Annotated in this window: 20 protein-coding genes and 1 riboswitch; of the genes, 2 read left to right on the top strand and 18 right to left on the bottom strand. The window is 35.3% G+C overall.

The window, feature by feature from the left end; all coding sequences use genetic code 11:
* Positions 1–44 precede the first annotated feature (44 nt).
* On the bottom strand, positions 45–626 hold the full coding sequence (locus ACWA1B_RS04870; protein ID WP_456904703.1) for an outer membrane beta-barrel protein: 582 nt from the start codon (positions 624–626) through the stop codon (positions 45–47).
* 146 nt (positions 627–772) lie between these two features.
* Here ACWA1B_RS04870 and gldA point away from each other — a divergent pair, with 146 nt between their 5' ends.
* A complete protein-coding gene (gene gldA, locus ACWA1B_RS04865; protein ID WP_456904702.1) occupies positions 773–1,669 on the top strand; it encodes a gliding motility-associated ABC transporter ATP-binding subunit GldA in 897 nt (298 codons plus the stop codon).
* Between the two features lie 323 nt (positions 1,670–1,992).
* Here gldA and ACWA1B_RS04860 read toward each other — a convergent pair whose 3' ends face one another.
* The 16 genes from ACWA1B_RS04860 to ACWA1B_RS04785 form a co-directional block, all read right to left on the bottom strand.
* A complete protein-coding gene (locus ACWA1B_RS04860; RefSeq protein ID WP_456904701.1) occupies positions 1,993–3,402 on the bottom strand; it encodes a pyridoxal phosphate-dependent decarboxylase family protein in 1,410 nt (469 codons plus the stop codon).
* A gap of 116 nt (positions 3,403–3,518) precedes the next feature.
* Positions 3,519–4,742, bottom strand: coding sequence for a dicarboxylate/amino acid:cation symporter (locus ACWA1B_RS04855; protein ID WP_456904700.1), 1,224 nt, complete (start codon positions 4,740–4,742; stop codon positions 3,519–3,521).
* Between the two features lie 158 nt (positions 4,743–4,900).
* Positions 4,901–5,554 (bottom strand): class I SAM-dependent methyltransferase, encoded by a 654-nt coding sequence (locus ACWA1B_RS04850; protein WP_456904699.1) that lies wholly within the window; start codon positions 5,552–5,554, stop codon positions 4,901–4,903.
* 242 nt (positions 5,555–5,796) lie between these two features.
* Positions 5,797–6,753 (bottom strand): methylenetetrahydrofolate reductase [NAD(P)H], encoded by a 957-nt coding sequence (metF, locus tag ACWA1B_RS04845; protein WP_343705415.1) that lies wholly within the window; start codon positions 6,751–6,753, stop codon positions 5,797–5,799.
* 68 nt (positions 6,754–6,821) lie between these two features.
* Entirely contained in the window at positions 6,822–7,178 is a 357-nt protein-coding gene (locus ACWA1B_RS04840; protein ID WP_456904698.1) for a four helix bundle protein, read from the bottom strand.
* Positions 7,179–7,260: 82 nt separating this feature from the next.
* Complete coding sequence (gene metH / locus ACWA1B_RS04835) at positions 7,261–9,936, bottom strand: methionine synthase (protein WP_456904697.1); 2,676 nt, start codon at positions 9,934–9,936, stop codon at positions 7,261–7,263.
* Positions 9,937–10,165: 229 nt separating this feature from the next.
* Positions 10,166–10,609, bottom strand: a complete 444-nt coding sequence (locus ACWA1B_RS04830) for a hypothetical protein (RefSeq protein WP_456904696.1) — start codon at positions 10,607–10,609, stop codon at positions 10,166–10,168.
* 2 nt (positions 10,610–10,611) lie between these two features.
* Complete coding sequence (locus ACWA1B_RS04825; RefSeq protein ID WP_456904695.1) at positions 10,612–11,616, bottom strand: homocysteine S-methyltransferase family protein; 1,005 nt, start codon at positions 11,614–11,616, stop codon at positions 10,612–10,614.
* A gap of 302 nt (positions 11,617–11,918) precedes the next feature.
* A riboswitch (SAM riboswitch) is annotated at positions 11,919–12,035 on the bottom strand.
* A gap of 331 nt (positions 12,036–12,366) precedes the next feature.
* Entirely contained in the window at positions 12,367–13,419 is a 1,053-nt protein-coding gene (locus ACWA1B_RS04820; protein WP_057117569.1) for an NAD(P)/FAD-dependent oxidoreductase, read from the bottom strand.
* Between the two features lie 97 nt (positions 13,420–13,516).
* On the bottom strand, positions 13,517–14,098 hold the full coding sequence (locus ACWA1B_RS04815) for a precorrin-2 dehydrogenase/sirohydrochlorin ferrochelatase family protein (protein ID WP_456904694.1): 582 nt from the start codon (positions 14,096–14,098) through the stop codon (positions 13,517–13,519).
* A 137-nt stretch (positions 14,099–14,235) separates the two neighbouring features.
* The gene (cobA, locus tag ACWA1B_RS04810; RefSeq protein WP_456904693.1) at positions 14,236–15,009 is read right to left on the bottom strand and encodes a uroporphyrinogen-III C-methyltransferase; all 774 of its coding nucleotides are present in this window, start codon (positions 15,007–15,009) and stop codon (positions 14,236–14,238) included.
* Positions 15,002–17,092 carry a HEPN domain-containing protein gene (locus ACWA1B_RS04805; protein WP_456904692.1) on the bottom strand — a complete coding sequence of 697 codons (2,091 nt, stop codon included), beginning with the start codon at positions 17,090–17,092 and terminating at the stop codon, positions 15,002–15,004. The genes cobA and ACWA1B_RS04805 overlap by 8 nt, the downstream gene beginning before the upstream one ends.
* Before the next feature lie 82 nt (positions 17,093–17,174).
* The gene (locus ACWA1B_RS04800; RefSeq protein ID WP_456904865.1) at positions 17,175–18,419 is read right to left on the bottom strand and encodes a sulfate adenylyltransferase subunit 1; all 1,245 of its coding nucleotides are present in this window, start codon (positions 18,417–18,419) and stop codon (positions 17,175–17,177) included.
* A 131-nt stretch (positions 18,420–18,550) separates the two neighbouring features.
* Positions 18,551–19,450, bottom strand: coding sequence for a sulfate adenylyltransferase subunit CysD (gene cysD / locus ACWA1B_RS04795; RefSeq protein WP_008466601.1), 900 nt, complete (start codon positions 19,448–19,450; stop codon positions 18,551–18,553).
* 155 nt (positions 19,451–19,605) lie between these two features.
* Positions 19,606–20,316: a phosphoadenylyl-sulfate reductase gene (locus tag ACWA1B_RS04790; protein ID WP_456904691.1), complete on the bottom strand. Its 711-nt coding sequence runs from the start codon at positions 20,314–20,316 to the stop codon at positions 19,606–19,608.
* Between the two features lie 28 nt (positions 20,317–20,344).
* Positions 20,345–21,232: a sulfite exporter TauE/SafE family protein gene (locus ACWA1B_RS04785; protein ID WP_456904690.1), complete on the bottom strand. Its 888-nt coding sequence runs from the start codon at positions 21,230–21,232 to the stop codon at positions 20,345–20,347.
* Between the two features lie 310 nt (positions 21,233–21,542).
* Between ACWA1B_RS04785 and ACWA1B_RS04780 the strand changes: the two genes are divergently transcribed.
* Positions 21,543–22,325, top strand: coding sequence for a sulfite exporter TauE/SafE family protein (locus ACWA1B_RS04780; protein ID WP_456904689.1), 783 nt, complete (start codon positions 21,543–21,545; stop codon positions 22,323–22,325).
* Between the two features lie 55 nt (positions 22,326–22,380).
* Here the strand turns inward: ACWA1B_RS04780 and ACWA1B_RS04775 are convergent, their stop codons facing one another.
* A complete protein-coding gene (locus ACWA1B_RS04775; RefSeq protein ID WP_035645602.1) occupies positions 22,381–22,791 on the bottom strand; it encodes an RrF2 family transcriptional regulator in 411 nt (136 codons plus the stop codon).
* Between the last annotated feature and the right edge of the window lie 78 nt (positions 22,792–22,869).

Here is a 22,869-nt window from a genome sequence, read left to right as displayed (position 1 = left end):
CACTCCATGTGGAGTGCTTTTCTGAAATTGAATAAAAATTAAGATTAGAAGTTTTTAGAAACTCCAATATTAAAAGTTTGACCGAAGTTGAAGTAGAATTTACTGTAATCAGGACCATTATTATCATAACTTAAAGTCTCGTATCCTAAACCACCAATGCTGAAGTTTAATCCGAAACCTTTTTTCATGTTAATAAAAAGAGCTGGAGTAATACCAACATACACACCATCAGCTTTGTCTTTTGAAAAAGCATTTCCAGGACCATACGTTTTATTTTTTAAGTTTTGAAAACCTGCTCCCATATCAGCAAAAACAGAAAAAGTTTGACTTAATGGCACAGAGTAACGTACAAATGCTCCCATTTTAAATCTGTTGTCTTTTTCTTCAATACTTCCATTGTCAGTAGTAGATGAACTAACTGTAAACTCTCCACCCACTGTCCAATTATCATTAAATTGGTAACCTACTTTTGGAGAAAAGCTAAATGTGCTTGCTTTTGCTTCACTAAATTGAAATTCTGATTTTTCAGAAGTGTAACCAATGTTTCCACCTACTAAGATTGTTCCTTTTTGAGCGTTTGCAAAACTGCAGATAGCTAATGCGGCTATCAGTAAAATTTTTTTCATGATTTGGGTATATTTAAATTTAGCATTCCTTTAACAATAACGATGCCGTGAATAAAGGGTTCTCCTATTTTTTATCATTATTTTTAAAAGACAAAATGTAGTAATCAAAACTATTTCTCGTTACTTTTGCAGTAAATAAAAAGTCCATGTCGATAGAAGTAAACAGCATATCAAAAAGTTACGGAGAGCAAAAAGCCTTAAATGAAATTTCTTTTAAGATTGAGAAAGGAGAAATCGTTGGATTTCTTGGTCCAAATGGAGCTGGAAAATCTACTTTGATGAAAATTTTGACTACCTATTTACTTGCCGATAGCGGCTCAGCCCTTGTAAATAGTCATGATGTCATGACAAACACAAAAGAGGTGCAGCGATCGATTGGGTATTTACCAGAACACAATCCGTTGTATTTAGATTTGTATGTTCGTGAATATTTGGCTTTTAATGCCGATGTTTATAATGTTTCGAAAGCAAGAATCGATGAAGTTATTCAACTGACAGGACTGACACCGGAAAGCCATAAAAAGATAAGCCAATTGTCAAAAGGATACCGCCAGCGTGTTGGCCTTGCCAATGCTTTACTGCATAATCCAGATGTTTTAATTTTGGATGAACCAACTACCGGACTGGACCCGAATCAGTTAATGGAAATTCGAAATGTAATCAAAAATGTGGGGAAAGATAAAACCGTTTTTTTATCAACACACATTATGCAGGAAGTCGAAGCAATTTGCGATCGTGTCATAATTATTGACAAAGGACAAATTGTTGCCGACAATAAATTAGACCATTTAGTTGCTACAGATAAAGAGCAAGTCATTGAAGTTGAGTTTGATTACCAAGTAGAACAACAGCTTTTGGCGAAACTGGAAAACATCACTTCATACGTGAACACACATGACATGACATGGGAACTGACTTTTGTAACCGAAAAAGACATGCGCCCTGCAATATTTGATTTTGCTAATGAAAATGGCTTAAAAACACTTCAATTAAATCAGAAGAATAAAAATCTGGAAGCTGTTTTCCGGGAAATTACCAAATAATATTTTTTAAAAAATATATAAAGCCAATTTATTCTTTCGACAGAACAAATTGGCTTTTCTTTTTTAATAAAGTCTGAAAAAAAGCTTTTCTAACCTTTTTACTTTTTAAGCACAGCTTATTAATTCGTTTTCAAACAATTAAAATTTTATTATCTATTTTTAACTATTTTTATTTAGACTTGGTATAAATAGTATTATATTTGCACAAGGATTTATAATAATTTCATGATTTAATAAACCTTTCGATTCTTGTTTTTTTGTTTTTTTTGTGTTAGTAAAGAGCCTGATTGTAGTTAACAGGCTCTTTTTATTTTTTGAAACTATTATATTTCTAAATCAAGAATAGAAGTTTTTAATTCATCTATAATGATTTTAATATCTTCTTCTGTTGTACGCCAATTCACAAAAGAAGCCCTGATTCCTTTTCGGCCTTCATAAACTGTCGGCGTCATAAAGACCCTTCCTTTATCATTCAAAATGGTCAAAAACTCACTTACTTTTTCTTGATTATGCATTCCTTTTAAAGTAAAACAAACATTATTCAGCCTAATTGGAGCCAATAACTCAAAACTTCCAGTTGCAATCAAAGCGTTTCCAAAATGCAATGCTAACGAAGTACTATTCTCAACAACATCTTTAAATCCTTCTTTTCCGTAAGCGCGCAAAGAAAACCAAGCTGGAAGCGCCCTCAAACGACGTGAATTTTCAGGAAGCACATTCAAATAATTAAAATTCTCCAACGGATTTCCTAAATAAGGCGCATTCGAATTCTGAAATGTTTCAACCTGCAGATTGGCATGTTCTTTTTTAATCAAATAAAAAGCACTTTCGTACGGCACATTCAGCCATTTATGACAATCAATTGTGATACTATCTGCTCCTTCCCAACCTTCAACTAAATGTTTAAACTTTTCAGAAACTGCTGCAAAACCACCAAAAGCAGCATCAATATGCCACCAGAACTTGTATTTTTTTCTCAGTTTTGAAATGGCTTCAAAATCATCAAAATCAGCTGTATTTACAGTTCCTGCGCTTGAAATCAAGATAAATGGTTTTCCATTTAATTTCTGAATATTTTCCTCTAAATCAACAAGATCAAGAGCTTCACGATTGCCTTCTAATGTTTTTACAGTCGTATAATTTTGGCTTCCAATTCCAAGCATTGATAAACATTTAATTGAAGAAGAATGGGGTGTTGCTGTTAAAATATTTATCGTTTCTGAAATTCCGTTTTTGGCAAAATCTTTTCCGAGCTGTTTTCCAAACCATTGTCTGGCAACACCTAAAGAGGTGAAATTCGACATGGTTGCACCAGTTACAAATCCGCCAATAAATGAATCTGGCAATTCTAGTAATTGCAATAACAAATTAATCGTTTCAAACTCAATCAATGCCGACGCACCGCCCTGTGCTTTTATAGCCTGTGTATTTTGATCGTAAACCGAAGCGAGCCAGTCACCAACAATTGACGCTGGAGTTGAACCTCCGGTAACAAAGCCCAAATAACGCGGTCCTGACGAAGAAACCATTAAAGGCGCTAAACGTTCATTAAATTCCTTTAAAGCTTCAATCGAACCTAAACCAAACTCATTTAGACTATTTGCAAAATCAATTGTGTTTTTATTTGAAGTTGGAATATTGTCAAGGTCATTCAAAAAATTAATTCCCTGTTGTTTTGCTTTTTCTAAGATGCTTTCGAAATTGTTTAAATCATGTTGTAGTATTGAATTCATATTTATACAAATTATTTGATCAACGTCATTGTCAGGCTGAGCGAATTCAAAGCCTTTAAATGCGGGATAAAGTTATTTTAAGAATTATTTTTGAAAGAAAAATTTTGATACTAAAGCTACCATTTAGTCTTTTCCGAGAATCTTGAAACCATCATAGAACAAATTACGTCGCCATTTGCATTCAATAAAGTAGCAATCGGATCAACGAGAGTTCCCAGAATCATCGCGACTGGAAGTGCTTGTTCCATCGGAAAACCATAAACAGTTATGGCTAATATTTCGCCAATATAACCTCCATTTGGAATTCCGCCTTCAACAATTGAAACTATAACTGTAATTCCGAGTGCTAGAAGAATGGTCATAGGATCTGAAAAATCTTTTCCAAACATGGCAAAAAGAAAAGTTATTTTTAAGATGGAAGACATACTAGAACCGTCTTTGTGCAAAGGCGCCCCCAGAGGAATTACCAAATTACGTACATGTGCCGGAATCCCCATCTTTTGCGCAGCATCAAGATTGGCCGGAATTGTAGCAATACTGCTGCAAGTTCCCACTGCAGTTAAAGATGGCGTAATATTATTGCTCCAAAAAACTTTAAAAGCTCTTTTTCCTCCAGCGACAAGTGCGTATAAACTAAAAAACACAAAGAAATAAAAAATACATGCTCCATAATAAACCGCCATAGGTTTTGCATAAACTCCAAATAACTGCGGTCCAAAAATACCAACCTGATAGGCAAAATATGCTCCCAAACCAATTGGAGCGAATTTCATTATAATGTTCAAAAGCTGTTTCATCACCTCGTTTCCTGAATCCAGAAACTCCTTAAATGCATTTCCTTTTTCACCAGATTGCAATGTTGCAAAGCCAATTAAAAAAGAAAAAACAATAAGTGCCAGCATACTTTTTCGCGAAAGCAATTCAAAAAAATCATTTGCTGTAAGCAGTTTTGCTATCTGATCTCCAACTGATCCTGATTCAATCTTCTCAAACGGAATTTTAGTAATCGCTATATCCTGATGAATGGGAAAAAGATAAACGGCAAAAATCATTACAATTGCCGAAATAAGAATTGTGATGAGAAAAACCAAAATCATTACAACAAATAGTTTTCCTAATTTTTCTGTCCTTTCCAAATTGGCAATCGAAGAACCGATTGTAAAAAATATAAGTGGAATAATCGCTGTAAAAAGCAAATTCAGGAATATATCACCAAGCGGTTTTATGATCAAAACATCTTCTCCAAATACTAATCCGAAAATGCTTCCTACTATAATTCCGCCTAAAAGTAAAAGTATGCTGCTATAATTTTGTAAAAAATTGATTTTTTTAACTTCCATAATTGCTAGGATTATAATTCAGAAAGATTAGTAATAAAGAATGAAAGTACTAAAAAAACTGCGAGAATTATTTTTTAGCCACAGATTAAATGATTTAAAATGATTTTTAATCTTTGATAATCCCTTATCCCGATAGTTATCGGGAGTGGCAAAAAAAATTATTTCTCCAGAACAATCGTAGTAAAAACCCTGTCGGCAAGTTCGCCTGTTTTGCTTTTTACTTGTTCTGTCTGACTTTCAATATAAACAATTTTAAAAGCTGTTTTTTCAATTAATTTTTGTGCTTTTTCGGTATTGTAAAGCTCAAACTCAAATTGAGTAAACGGAAGCTGCTTCATAAAATCTTCCTGAGCAAACGTCAAGCAGAAATTCCCGTTTGGTTTTAAAACCCTATAAATTTCCGAAAGTAATTCTTCAGGCTTCTGCCAAAAGTAAATTGTATTTACAGTGAAAATTTTATCGAATAACTCATCTTCAAAGGGAATCGTATTTCCGTCATAAAGTAAAAAGAAAGCTTGTTTTTGAGAGACAAAATTTCGGTTAATCTGGCGCGCTTCCTGAAACATCAGTTCCGACATTTCTAATCCATAATATTTCAAATTATCTGCTTGTTCGAATAGAAATTCTACGTGTCCGGCATTTCCGTGACCTAATTCCAGAATTTTATTTTCTTTGGAAATATTGAGATTCTGAATTGAATGACGCGTCATGTTAATGTTGGTTTCATTCATCATGTTCGCCATTTCTATTCCTTTTTCTCCTGTTGGATGTTTTAATTGAGAGGCTATGGCTTGTAGTTCTTCGTTTTTCATAATTCTTAAATTAAATTCCAATAAAAAATACCAAATTCCAAGACTCGTTTGTCATTGCGAGGAACGAAGCAACCGCACAACTATTTTTGCGTTTTTTTATCATTCCGAGGAACGAGGAATCTCCGCAAGAAACTCCACTCCTATAATCGCCAAACTTTGTCGAGCTACTTGCGGAGATTCCTCGTTCCTCGGAATGACAAACTATACTCAAGAACTTTGACAAAGTTCAATCCGTAAAGACCTTAAAAAACCTGACTCGCAATCTGACGAATGTTCTCCGATTTACCCATTGAATAATAATGCAAAAATGGAACTCCAGCCGCTTTTAATTCTAATGACTGCTGAATCGCCCATTCAATTCCAACTTGTTTGATTTCAGCGTTGTTTTTGCATTTATCCACTGCATCAATTAAATCTTCAGGTAAATCAATTCTAAAAATCTGTGGCAAAACCTGTAAATGCCTTTGAACAGCAATTGGTTTAATTCCAGGAATAATAGGAATTGTGATGCCCATTTCTCTTGCTTTTTCTACAAAGGCAAAATATTTCGAGTTGTCAAAAAACATTTGTGTTACCACATAATCTGCCCCTGCATCAACTTTTTCTTTTAATCTTTTTAAGTCTGATTGCAAAGACGGAGATTCCAAATGTTTTTCTGGATAACCTGCAACTCCAATACAAAAATCGGCTTTGTTGTCCGCATCCATTACTTCGTGAAGATATTTTCCACAGTTTAAGTCATTGATTTGCTTAACCAAATCAATTGCATAATGATTTCCTCCTGCTTTTGGCGTAAAAGACTGCTCGTCTTTCATTGCATCCCCGCGAAGTGCCATTACATTGTTGATCCCTAAATAATGACAATCAACCAGCATGTACTCGGTTTCTTCTTTAGTGAAACCACCACAAAGTAAATGCGGAACCGTATCTACATTGTATTTATGTTTTATAGAAGCGCAAATTCCAAGCGTTCCCGGACGCATACGAGTTAACTTTTTATCCAAAAGTCCGTTACCGCGGTCAATGTAAATATATTCTTCACGAGAAGTTGTTACATCAATAAACGGCGGATTAAACTCCATTAACGGATCAATATTATCGTATAATTCCTGAATGCTTTTCCCCTTTTGAGGCGGAATAATTTCAAATGAGAATAATGTTTTTCCTTTGGCGTTTTCTATATGTTCTGTTACTTTCATTTTTTTTAGTTGATAGTTTTTGGTTGATGGTTGATGGTTCTTATCGAACTCAACAATTACAACTTCAACTATATTAATTTTTTATAGTAGTTAATAAAACCGTTTAATAACTTTTTACAAGTTTGAATCTGCGTTAACACAATATTAAATGTATTCTCATCAATGTATTTTTGATCTAATGCTAAATAAAATTGTGTTTCTAATTCATATAATGATCCTCGTGAAATATGAAGAAAGTGTATCGTGTCTTTTGATGTTTGTCGTCCACGACCTTCAGCAATATTTGACGGTATTGAAACAGCAGCTCTTCTCATCTGATTTGTCAATCCAAATAATTCTTCCTTTGGAAACAGTTTAGAAGAATCATACAACAAATTGACCAACTTCCGAGCTTCCATCCAAACTTCTAATTTACTGTATTCCATTTTAGTTGTTTGTTAATAGTTGATGGTTGATGGCACTTCGAGTTCAAATCTAACAACCAAAAACCAACAACCATCAACCAAATTAATCTGCTATATTAGGATTCAACCATTTCATTGCGTAATCCGTTGGCACATTACGTCGTTTGGCGTAATCTACTACCTGATCTTCTTTTATTTTTCCGAGTCCGAAATACCTGCTTTTTGGATTTCCGAAATAGTATCCAGAAACCGATGAAGCCGGCCACATTGCCATACTTTCGGTCAACTTCACTCCTATTTGTTTTTCAACATCTAAGAGTTTCCAGATTGTTGGTTTCTCTAAGTGATCAGGACAAGCCGGATAACCCGGAGCCGGACGAATTCCTTTATAATTTTCTTTAATCAATTCTTCATTGGTCAGAGATTCTTCTGCATCATAACCCCAGAAATCTTTACGAACTCTCTCGTGAAGATATTCGGCGAAAGCCTCAGCAAAACGATCAGCAAGTGCTTTCACCATAATAGAATTATAATCGTCTAAATTCTTTTCAAATTCTGCTGCCCATTCATCAACACCAAAACCGGTAGTTACACAAAAAGCCCCCATATAATCGGTTATTCCGCTTTCTTTTGGAAGAATAAAATCGGCTAAAGCTATGTTCGGCGCACCTTTTGTTTTTTGCGACTGCTGACGAAGCGTTAAGAATTTCTCTAAAACTTTTCCGTTTTCATCACGCAATTCGATATCATCATCATCAACCTGATTCGCAGGGAAAATTCCGTAAATACCTTTTGCTTTTAGTTTTTTCTCTTCCAGAATTACTTTAAGCATTGCCTGAGCATCATTAAAAACAGATGTTGCTTGTTCTCCCACAACCTCATCCGTTAAAATCGCAGGATATTTTCCGTACAATTCCCAAGTCTGAAAAAATGGCGTCCAGTCGATATATGGTATCAAAACATCCAATTCTACTTCGATGGTTTGTGCGCCAATTACTTTTGGTTTTACTGGAGTATATTCAGACCAATCCAATGGTAATTTGTTTTTGCGGGCATCTTCAATCGTCAGGAAATTTTTATCTCTTGAACGATTTAAGAATGTTTCTCTAAAAGAATCATATTCTGCACGAATATCTGCCGCATATATTTTTCGGTTATGATCCAACAGGTTTCCTGCAACAGTAACGGCTCTTGAAGCATCGTTTACGTGAATTACAGTTTCTCTGTATTGAGGCGCAATTTTCACGGCTGTATGCGCGCGCGAAGTCGTTGCCCCACCAATCATAATCGGGATTTTAATATCTTGTTTATCTAATTCTTTGGCTAAATAAACCATTTCGTCAAGCGAAGGCGTGATCAGTCCGCTTAATCCAATAATGTCTACATTATGTTCAATAGCCGCAGCAATAATTTTTTCCGGAGGCACCATAACACCAAGATCTACAATCTCGTAATTATTACAAGCCAAAACCACCGAAACGATGTTTTTACCAATATCGTGAACGTCACCTTTTACAGTCGCCATCAGGATTTTTCCGTTTCCTTGTTTGTCTCCGGCTTGTTTGCTCGCTTCAATAAATGGCAATAAATAAGCCACGGCTTTTTTCATTACACGAGCCGATTTTACTACCTGAGGCAAGAACATTTTTCCGCTTCCGAATAAATCTCCTACGACATTCATTCCCGTCATCAAATTGATCTCGATAACTTCAATTGGTTTTGCTGCAGCCAAACGAGCTTCTTCTACATCTTCTTCAATAAAAGCATCGATTCCTTTTACCAATGAATGTGTAATACGCTCCTGAACCGTTCCAAAACGCCATTCTTGAACTACTTTTTCATCACTTTTTGCTTCGCCTTTTACGTTCTCTGCAAAATCTAAAAGTCGTTCTGTAGCATCGTCGCGTCTATCTAAAATTACGTCTTCAACGTGTTCTAATAAATCTTTCGGAATATCATCGTAAATCGTAAGCATCTCCGGATTTACGATTCCCATCGTCATTCCGTTTTTAATTGCGTGGTATAAAAACACCGAGTGCATGGCTTCACGAACCGTATCGTTTCCCCTAAAAGAAAACGAAACGTTACTCACTCCACCACTGATATGTGCGTGAGGTAAATTCTCGCGAACCCATTTTGTTCCTCTAAAAAAGTCCAAAGCGTTTAAGCGATGTTCTTCCATTCCCGTTGCAACCGGGAAAATATTTAAATCGAAAATAATATCCTGAGGAGGGAATCCTACTTTGTTCACCAAAATATCATACGAACGCTGACAAATCTCCACTCGACGATCATAATTATCGGCCTGACCTACTTCGTCAAATGCCATAATAATTGCCGCCGCGCCGTAACGTTTGATCAATTTAGCGTGATGAATAAAAGCTTCTTCTCCTTCTTTTAACGAAATCGAGTTTACAACGCTTTTTCCTTGTACTACTTTCAGACCGGCTTCAATGATTTCCCATTTCGAACTGTCAATCATAATTGGCACTCTCGAAATGTCGGGTTCTGCAGCAATTAAATTTAAAAATTTAGTCATTGCAGTAACACCGTCAAGCATTCCTTCATCCATATTAATATCGATGATCTGTGCTCCTCCTTCTACTTGTTGTCTTGCAATATCAAGCGCCTCGTCATATTTCTCTTCCTTGATTAATCTTAGGAATTTTCTTGAACCCGTTACGTTTGTACGCTCACCAACATTCACGAAAACACTTTCTGGCGTAATAATCAACGGTTCTAATCCTGATAATACAAGGTCTCTTCTTTTTTCTGTCATTTCTTTTTTAAGTTACTGAGATCCTAAGATGCTAAGGTTCTAAGTTTTTTTATTCTATATTTTTTAGGTTTTTAAACCTGTAATCTTTTAATATTTTGGGCGTGATTCGCCGCGGCGAACCGGGCTATCCGCTGCAAGTCCTCGCTCTTCCTTCGTCAGGCTGTGGGCTTTTCACTTCTATCCCTCACGCAAACTCGGTTTCATAATAACCTTTTGTTTTTCACCGAAATCATTTCCACTTTGATTTCTCTATGTACTTGCAAGTTACACCTGCATCATATATATAGTATTTCGTTTTAGTGAAACCTGCTTTTACTAACGAAAGTGAATCAGGCTTTAATTCCTCTTCTAAAATTATATAGTGTTCTTCAGGTTTATTTAAATCATACTTTATTTTATAAAATTTATCTTTTAAATCAAAGCCGTTTTTCACAGAAACCTCTGATAGAATCTTTCCATTCAAATAAAAATAATATCTTAAATAATCTTGTCTTCCCTTGTGTTCAATTCTAGTTGCAAAACCAATCGTTTCACCTTTAAATGTTTTCTTATACTTATCGAATTCATTACTATTATAATTCCCTTTAATAATCAATAAAATTGTTCCTAAAAGAGAGATAATTAATATTACCCAAGTAGATTTTTTATTAAATTCTTCGCTTTCTTCAAACATTTCTAAACTAACACCGGCGCAACACGTGGCTTATAATCCTTCGCCACCTCAGCCATTAATCTAATATGATCTGGAGTTGTTCCGCAACAGCCACCAATAATATTAATTAAATTATCCTCTAAATATTCTTTGATGAAAGCCTGAGTTTGTTCGGGTGTTTCATCATATTGCCCGAATGCATTTGGCAAACCTGCGTTTGGATGTGCCGAAACATTAAAACTTGTGTTGTGCGCTAATGTTTTTAAATACGGTTTTAACAAATCGGCTCCAAGAGCGCAATTAAATCCTACACTTAACAACGGAATATGTGAAACGGATATCAAAAACGCTTCAACTGTCTGTCCAGAAAGTGTTCTTCCTGAAGCATCTGTAATCGTTCCTGAAACCATGATTGGAATATCAAGATTGCGTTCTTCTTTTACTTCTTCAATTGCAAAAAGCGCAGCTTTTGCATTTAGTGTATCAAAAATTGTTTCTACTAAAAGCAAATCACAACCGCCATCCATTAAAGCTTCTGCTTGTTGTTTGTACGCAATTCGTAAATCGTCGAATGTTACTGCTCTGTAACCCGGATCGTTTACGTCTGGCGACATACTTGCAGTACGGTTTGTTGGTCCGATTGAACCGGCTACGAAACGAGGTTTTTCTGGATTTTTTGCGGTAAACTCATCGGCAACCTCGCGTGCAAGTTTTGCCGATTCGTAGTTTAACTCGTAAACCAAATCTTCCATGTGATAATCGGCCATACCAATTGTCGTTCCTGAGAAGGTATTGGTTTCTACGATGTCAGCACCTGCTTCAAAATAAGCGGCATGTACATCGCGGATCGCTTGTGGTTGTGTTAGGGATAGTAAATCGTTGTTTCCTTTTAACGGATGCGGGAAATCTTTGAAACGCTCTCCTCTGAAATCTTCTTCTGAGAAATTATAGCGTTGCAACATTGTTCCCATTGCTCCATCTAGGATTAGGATATTTTTTTTTATTGCTTCTTGAATTGTTATTGACATATTGTTTTCTTTTAGACACTAAGACGCTAAGGTTCTAAGATGCTAAGTTTTTTTTATTATAATTGTGAAGTTTAACCTTCGATATTTTTTTACTTTAATTCCAAAAGTGCACTATTGCTGGCTCATTAGCCCCGATTGAAGTGGAAATTATTTTGTCCGCCGCGGCGGACAAAATGATTGCAACGTAAAGCGGGAACTACTGACTGCAAAAATGCGCCAATGATTCGCTCCTGATACAGAATCTGTTTCAGTAAATATTATATGTTATCGAGAAAAGTTTTGAGAAATACGAGTATGTATTTGTGTTATCTATCTTTAATACTGGAAAATGTAGTATAAAGTAGAATTTAGCACCTTCTTTATGATAAAGGGTTGCTAAGGTTTCATCGGGTCTATCCCTCCGCCTTTCGTGATAACTGACAATAATTTTAAGAACAGTGCAAAGGTATGAAATAGGCTTTCCATTTGCAAATGTTTTTTTTCTAAGGTTCTGAGGTACTTAGGTGCTAAGGTTCTAAGTTTTTTTTTAGTTTCTGTTTTTCAAACATAGCCCGCGGTTTCAACCGCGGGGAACGTATCGTTTTCATCCGCATTGATTATTCATTGTGTCTATGCGTTGTATTCCAGTGGTTGAAACCACTGGTTATGTTTTTATGTGTTTTGTAAAAAAAGAAAAAGCCCAAACTAAAAGTTTGAGCTTTCTATATAAAACCTTAGCGCCTTAGTCCCTTAGAACCTCAGCACCTCAGATTAAACTATCGCCTTCACAACTGCTTTCGGCGCTTCTTTACGAGTTCCGTCGAAACCGTCTACTCCTGAAACTGTTGTATATTTTAATACGTACTTTTTACCTGGATTAATGATTCCGTATGCGGCCTGGCACATTAAAGTTGCTTCGTGGAAACCACAAAGAATTAACTTTAATTTTCCTGGGTAAGTGTTTACGTCTCCAATGGCGAAGATTCCCGGAATGTTAGTTTGGTAATCTAATGCATTGTTTACTTTAATAGCATTTTTCTCAATTTCTAATCCCCAGTCTCCAATTGGACCTAATTTTGGTGTTAATCCGAAAAGCGGAATGAAATAGTCACATTCGATTTTACGGTGTGCTCCGTTTTCTTCGATATCTAATGATTCAACGTGCTCAGCACCATTGATTCCGATAACTTCTGCTGGAGTAATTAATTTAATTTTTCCAGCTGACTTTAATTCCTGTACTTTTTCTACAGAATCTAAAGCTCCTCTGAATTCGTTTCTACGGTGAATTAAAGTTACTTCTGAAGCTACGTTTGCCAAGAAAATTGACCAGTCTAAAGCTGAATCTCCTCCTCCTGCAATAACAACTCTTTTATCTCTGAATTTTTCAGGATTTTTGATGAAGTATTTTACTCCTTTATCTTCATAAAACTCGATATCTTCGATAAGTGGTTTACGAGGCTCAAAACTTCCTAAACCTCCAGCGATTGCGATAACTGGCGCATGAAATTTAGTTCCTTTATTTGAAGTTACAATGAAAGATCCGTCTTCTTGTTTTTCGATCGTTTCAGCACGTTCTCCTAAAGTAAAACCTGGCTCAAATTGTTTAATTTGCTCCATTAAACCATCAACTAAATCTCCGGCTAATACTTCTGGGAAACCCGGAATATCATAAATAGGTTTCTTAGGATATAATTCTGAAAGCTGTCCTCCAGGTTGTGGAAGCGCATCTAAAATGTGGCATTTTAATTTTAACAATCCTGCCTCGAAAACGGCAAATAAACCTGTTGGGCCTGCTCCAATTATAAGTATATCTGTTTTAATCATTATGGTTGTTGTTTATAATCATTCTTAATAATACAAAGAAACGAATAAATTATTCTTTAATCAATGATTTTTATCATTCATTTCGATGCGATATTTTTTACTCTTTATTTTTTAATGAATCGGTTATCTCGTTCATTTTTTTTACCTTTTCTTCAAAATTCCCTTTTAAGGTTTTTCGATATTCATTCAAGTTTTCTACCATTTTATTGATATCCTCCGGAATTACTTCTTCAAAAAACTCCCGAAGCCTTTTGGCTGTCGTTGGTGATTTTCCGTTAGTCGAAATGGCGATTTTTACATTTCCTTTTGTTACGATTCCGCCTAAATAATAATCACATAAATCTGGCGTGTCGGCTATGTTACATATTAAATAACGTTTTCTCGACAATTCATAAACTCTTTTATTCACTTTCAAATCATCTGTACAGGCAATTACCATGTGACGCTTTTTGAGCATTTTCTTTTTAAACTTTGCTTCCGTCAATTTAATTGAAGGATGATTTTCGGCCAAAACTTTTATTTCTAAATGAAAGTCCGGCGCGACAACCTCAACATTTGCATTTGGACTCGACTTTAGCAAAAAAGAAAGTTTCTCCAATCCTACATTTCCTCCGCCCACAATTAAAACATTCAGATTATGAAGTTTTAGAAATATGGGATATAATTCGTTCTGTTCCATTTTAATTTAATTTCATCTAAACAAAATTAGATGATTTTTCTATTGTCTTTGGCAAAATTGGGTTAAAATCCAACGTCATTGCCTTGCGTCCATCGGGTTAAAACCCGACCCTACAATATGATCGTTCCTTCGGAACTCTAGCGAACGATTTCCTTTGATAGAAATTCTTCGTAAAAACCTTTTAGTTTATTGCTTTCTCTCACAACTTCTCCAAGAACAATAATAGCTGGTGAACCTAATTCTTTTTGTTTTACGACTTCTAAAATCGAATTTACGGTTCCAACTCCAACTTTTTCTTCTGCTGTTGTTCCGTTTTGTATGATCGCAACGGGTAAATTTCCTTTATCTTCTTTTTGAAACAAATCGATAATTTGAGGCAATTTGTGCATTCCCATCAAGATTACAACTGTTGCTGATGATTGTGCTGCCAAAGCTACATCTGAAGATAATTTTCTATCAGAAGTTGTTCCGGTTATTGCCCAAAAGCTTTCTGAAACGCCCCGTTTTGTAATTGAAATTCCCTGACTAGCTGGGACTGCAACTACTGATGAAATTCCAGGAACGACGATAGTTTCTATTCCGAAACTTTCTGCAAAATCAATTTCTTCACCACCTCTTCCGAAAATAAATGGATCTCCGCCTTTTAATCGAACTACGTTTCCGTAAGTCAAAGCATTATCCACGATCAATTGATTGATTTGATCTTGCGTGTAAGCATGATTTCCGATTCTTTTTCCAACAAAAATTCGGATGGCATTTTTGGGTGCGTAATCCAGAATTTCTTCATTAGCCAAAGCGTCATATAAAACCACATTAGCTTCAGCCAATGCTTTTACAGCTTTCAGCGTCAGTAAATCGGGATCGCCCGGACCTGCACCGACTAAAGTTATTTTGGGTTTTATATTAAGCATTTTCTAATTCCTGAGCTCTGAAAGTTTCGATCTTATCAAAGAAAACAACTGCCTGAGCAATGTAATCTTTAGCGAAAGCTTCAGATGGTTCATTTTTATTGATTTGATAAACCAAGTCTTTAAAAGTTGAGTTTAATTCGATTTTATTGTTTTCGATAAAAACAGTATCAAACAAGTCTACAATTCCTGCGTGGTGATTTGTTTTTTGGTTTTCTGACAACAATAAAGCTTTTGCTCCATTTACAAATCCCGCATAAGCATGGTAAATGGCATCTGACCATTTTTTCTCGTCGAAAGATTCCTGAGCCAAGATCAATTTCTCTTTAGCTTCAAACAATAATGTCGCTACTAAATCGATCACTACTCCGGCACATTCTCCAACTCCAACTGCTTTTACGTAATTGTCCGCGTTACCCCAATCCACAAAATCGGCTTCTGTTAAATTGGTTACATCTGCGTAAGGTTTTAAGATTTCGTAGAAATATTTTTCTCCTTTTGTATCATAATAATCAAGGAATTTTTGTCCGTTTCCGTTAGCATCAAAATCATTTAAAATGGTACGCAACGCATCAGGACCTCTACGACTAGGCACTTTGATTACTTTATCAGCAAAACGTCCTGCTCCATTTCCTAATCTTCCTCCACCCAATAAAACTTGTAAAGCCGGAGCAACCAATTTTCCTGAGTTGATAGACATCCCCTGGAATCCAATGGCAGACATATTGTGCTGTCCGCAGGCATTCATACAACCTGAAATTTTAATTTCGATTTCGCGGTTGTTTAAATACTGAGGGTATTCTGCCGTTAAGACTCTTTCTAATTCTTCTGCAATACCGGTACTACTTGCAATCCCCAAATTACAAGTATCAGTACCCGGACATGCCGTAATATCTCCAACTGAATTATATCCTAGTTGAACAAAATCCAACTTCGCTAATTCTTGATAAAAGAAAGGAAGATTCTCTTCTTTTACGTGACGTATTACAATATTTTGACGCAATGAAAAACGTAATTCGTTTGCTGCGTAATTTTTAATTAAAGCGGCCAATAATCTAGCTTTATCAGTATAAAAGTCTCCTAATAAAACTTTGATTCCGATAGCATAATAACCATCTTGTTTCTGCTTAATTACATTCGATTTTTTCCATGCTTCATATGCTTCAGTGTCTTCAATTGTAACTTGCGGAACTTCTAATAACGGCTCTGGAATTGGTCCGTCAAAAGCGTTTGTATCAATTTCGTATGTTTCAAAAGCGATGGCTTTTTTCTCTTTTTCAACCAAATCAAGGAAAGCATCTTTTCCCATTTCTTTGATTAAGAATTTCATACGCGCTTTCATTCTCTTTGCACGTTCTCCGTAACGGTCAAAAATACGGATGATTCCTTCTGCTGTTGGAATGATTTCGTTTACTGGAACGAATTCTGAAAGTAATTCGGCATGTGCTGGCTGAGATCCTAAACCTCCACCAAACATGATTTTAAATCCGCGTTGCCCGTCTTTAATTTTCGGAATAAATCCTAAATCGTGTAAATAACTCAAAGCGGTATCTTCGTCTGAAGATGAGAACGAAATTTTGAATTTACGTCCCATTTCCTGACAAATTGGATTTCTTAATAGATACTGGAAAAGTCCGTGTGCATAAGGCGAAACATCAAATGGTTCGTTTACATCAACTCCCGCTAATTCGCTTCCAGTAATATTTCTAACCGTATTTCCACAAGCTTCACGAAGTGTAATATCGTCTTTCGCCAAATCTGCCCAAAGTTCTGGTGTTCGGTCTAAACTCACGTAGTGAATCTGGATATCCTGACGTGTTGTAATGTGCAAACGTCCTGTAGAATACTCATCAGAAACTTGTGTGATACGCACTAATTGCTCGCTGGTCACTTTACCATAAGGCAATTTGATACGAATCATCTGAACGCCTTCCTGACGCTGACCGTAGATTCCGCGCGCTAAGCGAAGACTACGAAAACGCTCATCATCAATTTTTCCTCCACGGAATAAATGAATCTTTTTTTCTAATTCGATAATCTCCTTCTGAACTACCGGATTTTCTATTTCTGTTCTAAAACTTTCCATTTCTCTTTAGTTGTTGGTTGTTAGTTGCTGGTTGTTGGTTTGCTGGCAGAATATCTATCAACCAAAAACCATCAACTATCAACTAGCGAATGAATCCTACTCCTGCTGTTGTGTTTGTTGCTGTATCAATTAAGATGAAAGCTCCGTTTGATTTGTTTTCGTTGTATGAATCAAAATATAATGGTTTGCTTAATTTGATCGTTACTTCTCCAATTTCGTTGATTGCTAATTGTGAAGCTTCTGTCGTTCCTGAGTAATCAGTCGCAATTGTGTTTTTGATACTTTCTACTTTTGCTAAAACTCTGTTCGTATTATGCTGTACCAAATATTTAGTTCCTGGAACCAGTTTTTTACCGTCCATCCAGCAAACTGTTGTTGTGATATCTTTTTCAATTTTTGGAAGCTCATCTGATTTTACAATCATATCGCCTCTTGTTACATTGATATCATTTTCTAATTCGATTGTAATTGAAGAACCTGCAACGGCTTCGTCAAATTGTTTATCGAAAAAGTGAATTTTTGAAACTTTTGATTCTGTTAAAGAAGGAAGAACCGTTACAGCATCTCCAACTTTAATTGAGTTCCCATATAATTTACCAGCATATCCTCTAAAATCGTGGTATTCTTCTGTTTTTGGACGAATAACAGTTTGAACTGGGAAACGTGCTTTTCCTGCTTCAAAAACATCAGAAGCATGTAATCCTTCTAAATGTTCTAAAACTGTTTGTCCGTCATACCAAGGCATATTTTCAGATTTATTAACTACGTTTCCTCCATTAATTGCACTTAAAGGAATATAACTTACGTTTTGCTCCTTGAAAGTACTTTTTGCATTTAATGCCTGAAAATCAGCTTTGATTTTATTGAAAACTTCTTCAGAATAATCAACCAAATCCATTTTGTTAATCGCAACAATTACTTCTTTTACTCTCAATAAATTATTGATAAAAAAGTGACGATACGTCTGCTCGATAACTCCTTTTCTGGCATCAATCAAAATGATCGAAACCTGAGAAGTTGAAGCTCCTGTAACCATGTTTCTAGTATATTCTACGTGACCTGGAGTATCGGCAATAATGTAACTTTTCTTTGCAGTCGAAAAATAAATATGCGCAACATCAATTGTGATTCCTTGTTCTCTTTCTGCTACTAATCCGTCAGTTGCCAAAGAAAAATCAAGATAATCGTATCCTTTTTGTTTACTGCTTTTTTCGATTGCTTCTATTTTATCAGTCGTCAATGATTTTGTGTCGTACAATAATCTCCCGATTAAAGTGCTTTTTCCGTCATCTACACTTCCTGCTGTTGCTATTTTTAAAACTTCCATTCTTGTATATTGTTTCAGGTTTAAAGTTTCAGGTTTCATGTTCTCTCGAAACTTATAAATCTGTATGTTTTTGTTTTCTTGATTTTTACTTTTAAAATTTCGTTCCGAATTGCATTAACAATTAACAATTATTAAAAGTATCCCTGTTGTTTTCTCTTTTCCATTGCAGCTTCAGAGCGTTTGTCATCTATTCTGGCTCCTCTTTCAGAAATGGTTGATGATCTGATCTCTCCAACTACTTCTTCAATCGTTGCTGCGTAAGATTCAACAGCTGCTGTACAGCTCATATCTCCAACGGTTCTGAAGCGAACAATTCGTTCTTCGATTTGTTCGTCTTCTTCTTGGTACACAAAAGGAGAATGCGACCAGATTAAACCGTCTCTCAAAAAAACTTTTCTTTTATGTGAGAAATAGATTGACGGAATCTCGATTTTTTCTTTTTCGATATAACTCCAAACATCTAATTCTGTCCAGTTTGAAATTGGGAAAACACGAACATTTTGTCCATTTTCGATTTTTCCATTTAAGATATCAAACAACTCAGGTCTTTGATTTTTCTCGTCCCATTGTCCGAAATCGTCACGAACAGAGAAAATACGTTCTTTAGCTCTTGCTTTTTCTTCATCACGACGCGCACCACCAATACAAGCATCAAACTTAAATTCTTCAATTGCATCTAAAAGTGTTGTAGTCTGCAAACTGTTTCGGCTTGAATATTTTCCAGTTTCTTCAACCACTTTTCCTTCATCAATAGCATCCTGAACATTACGAACGATCAACTCTAAACCTAATTCTTCTACCAATTTATCTCTGAAAGCGATTGTCTCAGGGAAATTATGTCCCGTATCAACGTGCAAAAGAGGAAACGGAATCTTAGCAGGGAAAAATGCTTTTTGTGCCAAACGCACTAATGTAATAGAATCTTTTCCTCCTGAGAAAAGTAAAACCGGCTTGTCAAACTGTGAAATTACTTCTCTGAAAATGTATATCGCTTCACTCTCTAAAGCGTTTGTTTTTAATACTGAACTCATTGTTTTTTTGTTTGATATTTTGGTGTGGAAAACTTTAGTTTCAGGTTTAAAGTTTCAAGTTTTTCACCTGATCTAAAATCTCCACTCTTTATTCTATAATCTATATTCTATTCTCTGCAGAAGTCTTGCCTCTTGTTTCTTTCTTCTAAAAAAGTCTACTCTTTCTTAGCACTATGAAGCCCACACTCTTTATGGCTCGATTCCCACCACCATCTTCCAGCTCTGATGTCTTCTCCCGGGAAAATAGCTCTTGTACACGGCGCGCATCCAATGCTTACGAAACCTTGTTTGTGTAAAGCATTTTGCGGAACATTGTTTTCGGATAAATACGCTTCAACTTCTTCTAAAGTCCATTTTAGCAACGGATTGAATTTGATGATTTCGAAGTTTCCGTCGTATTCAAACAGATTTAAATCGTGTCTGTTTTCTGATTGTTCGGCTCTTAATCCCGTAATCCAAACTGAGTTTCCTGCCAAAGCTTTTCTTAACGGAACAACTTTTCGAATAAAACAACATTCTTTTCTGTTCTCTACTGAATCATAAAAACTATTTGGCCCTTTTTCTTTTAGAAGATTTTCGACCGCAGTGGCTTCTGGAAAATAAACTTCAATAGATCTTTTATACTTTTTTAATGTTTTGTGAAAAACGTCGTAAGTTTCCTGAAATAATCTTCCCGTGTCTAAAGTGAAAACGGTAATATCAGTATTGCTTTTTGCTATAAAATCTGTAATCACCTGATCTTCCTGACCGAAAGAAGTCGAAAAAATTACTTTTCCCGGAAATTTTTCTGCTAAAAAAACTAAGGTTTCGTCAAGCGAAAAGTCTTTTGTTTTTTCTAATAATTCTTGTACAATAATCGCACTCATAATCTCTCTTCCTTTCTAAAATTATTTTTTACAATAATTTAGATAATGTTTTTAAACTCAATAATATAATTAGAACTCCAACGGCAACCATCATTGGTTTTCTTTTGATTTTATTTACCAAATATGCCGCTAATGGCGCTGAAATAACTCCTCCCAAAATCAATCCGATGATTACTTGCCAGCCGTGAATTCCACCAAAAAGCATGAACGTTATTCCACTTGCAAATGAAATTGCAAACTCAGCTGCATTTACCGAACCAATAGTATATCTTGGATTTCTTCCTCTTCCCAATAAAGTTGAAGTCACAATTGGTCCCCAACCTCCGCCTCCAACAGAATCCATAAATCCGCCGAAAACTGCTAAAGCACCTAATTTCTTCGTCTTCTTTTTTACAATTGTTTTTTTCAAGGCTTTTCTGATAATGATAACCGCTAAAACAATCATATAAACTGCAATGAACGGCTTAATAATATCTCCATTAATTACATCTGATAATAAGTAAGCTCCTGTAATAGAACCTAAAACTCCTGGAATCAATAAATGCTTAACCAGTTTTTTATTTATGTTTCCAAAACGGTGATGAGAAAGTGCCGATGCTCCCGTTGTAAACATTTCTGAAACGTGAACCGCAGTACTGCTCACAACTGGCGGAACTCCATAAGCCAATAAAAATGACGTAGAAGTTGCTCCATAACCCATTCCTAATGTTCCATCAACCAATTGAGCGAAAACTCCAATGGCAAAAAACACTAAAAATTCTTCATTAAAACCATTTACAAACCCACTCCACGAAAATTCAGCATGATGATTATAAATTAATACAGATAACAAACCTATTAGTAAAACAACCGGAATTCCAATCCAAAGCTTTTCTTTGAACGAATCTGCACTATTTATTTTCAGTTCTTTCTCCATATTAAATAATTGTATTTGTTTTCAAAACCTATTACCCTATCGGGTTAATAGATTACTTTGCAAAAATACTACTTATTTATAATAATCAAAACATTATTTTGATTTTTTTAAAGCTCATTTACACATTCATTACATTATAAAAGAGCTATTTAAGATTTTGATAAATTAATTTCACAAATAAGATCATTTCGCAACATATTTTGAACAATATAAATAGCAAAAAAACTTGCTTATTAAATAGGTTTTTTAATCTCTACAATATCTATAGGATAATTATAAAAATGTTGTATTTTAGCGCCAAACTTTTTTTATGGATTTTCAAATTGGTCTTGTAATTGCCGGATTAGCAGTTGGTTTTATTGTTGGGTTGACTGGCGTAGGCGGTGGTTCTTTAATGACTCCTATTTTGCTATTTTTTAATATTCCGCCAACAACTGCAGTAGGTACAGATCTGCTTTATGCCGCTTTTACGAAAGCTGGAGGGATATTTGTTCATCATAAAAAAGGAAACATAAACTGGAAAATTACCGGCTGGCTTACATTAGGCAGTGTTCCAGCCGCTTTAGCAACTTTATGGATACTAAACAGCATCAAAACAGATATTGAGACCATTAATCGTGTTATAAAATTTAGTTTAGGTTGGGCATTATTATTTACATCAATTGCTATTATATTCAAAAACAAAATTTTGAAATTTTCTCAAAAACATGCAGGAGATAAATTCCACAGCGAAAGCCACACTCAAAATATGCTGACTATTGGAATTGGAGTTCTGCTTGGCGCAACCGTAACGGTAACATCCATTGGAGCAGGCGCGCTGGGAACAGTAACGTTATTTTTTCTTTATCCTTTACTTCCTTTACCGCGTTTAGTTGGAACTGAAATTGCTCATGCGGTTCCATTAACGCTTGTTGCCGGAATCGGACATGCTTCAATGGGAAATTTAGATTTAGGATTACTTGGCCAATTGTTAATGGGATCACTTCCCGGGATATATATGGGAAGTATGCTGAGCGGAAAAGTTCCAGATCAATTTCTTAGAAATGCTATCGCAGTAATGCTATTCTTTACTGGATATAAATTAATTTTTTAAAAAACATCATTATAAAAAAAGACCATTTGTATTTTGAAATGGTCTTTTTTATTTTTTAAAAAGCAATATCTGCTAAAGAATTACTTTCTAATATTTTAAGTGTATTATCTCTAACTTCAGTCATTAATCTTCGGGCTGCGCAGGTAGATTCGTCATCGCAGTCGTCACATCTTTCATAAAAATTATGACTTGCACAAGGCAATAATGCAATTGGCCCTTCTAAAATTCGATAGACTTTTGCCATGCTTATATCTTTCGGATCTTTGATTAGATAATAGCCACCGCCTTTTCCTTTTTTTGCTCCAAGAAAACCGGAATTCCTTAAAAGCAATAAAATACTTTCTAAAAACTTAATCGAAATATGTTCGTTTTTCGCGATTTCGGCAATTTGAACAGGATCATTATTTTCTCGTCTGGCCAAATAAGTCAACGCTTTTATTCCGTATTTTGTTTTTTTTGAAAGCATCTTTAAATTTTAAATTGCAAAATATTTGTTCCGAAATTAATGCCCCGAAAATGATTACATTTATTTCTGCAACAAAAA

This window comes from Flavobacterium xizangense, assembly GCF_054075145.1.
Note: the sequence above shows the minus strand (reverse complement) of the source record. Positions and strands in the feature narration are given on the sequence as shown.

Coding starts and splice junctions, on each gene's coding strand:
- ACWA1B_RS04870 (WP_456904703.1), bottom strand. CDS start 626: ATGAAAAAAATTTTACTGATAGCCGCATTAGCTATCTGCAGTTTTGCA.
- gldA (WP_456904702.1), top strand. CDS start 773: ATGTCGATAGAAGTAAACAGCATATCAAAAAGTTACGGAGAGCAAAAA.
- ACWA1B_RS04860 (WP_456904701.1), bottom strand. CDS start 3,402: ATGAATTCAATACTACAACATGATTTAAACAATTTCGAAAGCATCTTA.
- ACWA1B_RS04855 (WP_456904700.1), bottom strand. CDS start 4,742: ATGGAAGTTAAAAAAATCAATTTTTTACAAAATTATAGCAGCATACTT.
- ACWA1B_RS04850 (WP_456904699.1), bottom strand. CDS start 5,554: ATGAAAAACGAAGAACTACAAGCCATAGCCTCTCAATTAAAACATCCA.
- metF (WP_343705415.1), bottom strand. CDS start 6,753: ATGAAAGTAACAGAACATATAGAAAACGCCAAAGGAAAAACATTATTC.
- ACWA1B_RS04840 (WP_456904698.1), bottom strand. CDS start 7,178: ATGGAATACAGTAAATTAGAAGTTTGGATGGAAGCTCGGAAGTTGGTC.
- metH (WP_456904697.1), bottom strand. CDS start 9,936: ATGACAGAAAAAAGAAGAGACCTTGTATTATCAGGATTAGAACCGTTG.
- ACWA1B_RS04830 (WP_456904696.1), bottom strand. CDS start 10,609: ATGTTTGAAGAAAGCGAAGAATTTAATAAAAAATCTACTTGGGTAATA.
- ACWA1B_RS04825 (WP_456904695.1), bottom strand. CDS start 11,616: ATGTCAATAACAATTCAAGAAGCAATAAAAAAAAATATCCTAATCCTA.
- ACWA1B_RS04820 (WP_057117569.1), bottom strand. CDS start 13,419: ATGATTAAAACAGATATACTTATAATTGGAGCAGGCCCAACAGGTTTA.
- ACWA1B_RS04815 (WP_456904694.1), bottom strand. CDS start 14,098: ATGGAACAGAACGAATTATATCCCATATTTCTAAAACTTCATAATCTG.
- cobA (WP_456904693.1), bottom strand. CDS start 15,009: ATGCTTAATATAAAACCCAAAATAACTTTAGTCGGTGCAGGTCCGGGC.
- ACWA1B_RS04805 (WP_456904692.1), bottom strand. CDS start 17,092: ATGGAAAGTTTTAGAACAGAAATAGAAAATCCGGTAGTTCAGAAGGAG.
- ACWA1B_RS04800 (WP_456904865.1), bottom strand. CDS start 18,419: ATGGAAGTTTTAAAAATAGCAACAGCAGGAAGTGTAGATGACGGAAAA.
- cysD (WP_008466601.1), bottom strand. CDS start 19,450: ATGAGTTCAGTATTAAAAACAAACGCTTTAGAGAGTGAAGCGATATAC.
- ACWA1B_RS04790 (WP_456904691.1), bottom strand. CDS start 20,316: ATGAGTGCGATTATTGTACAAGAATTATTAGAAAAAACAAAAGACTTT.
- ACWA1B_RS04785 (WP_456904690.1), bottom strand. CDS start 21,232: ATGGAGAAAGAACTGAAAATAAATAGTGCAGATTCGTTCAAAGAAAAG.
- ACWA1B_RS04780 (WP_456904689.1), top strand. CDS start 21,543: ATGGATTTTCAAATTGGTCTTGTAATTGCCGGATTAGCAGTTGGTTTT.
- ACWA1B_RS04775 (WP_035645602.1), bottom strand. CDS start 22,791: ATGCTTTCAAAAAAAACAAAATACGGAATAAAAGCGTTGACTTATTTG.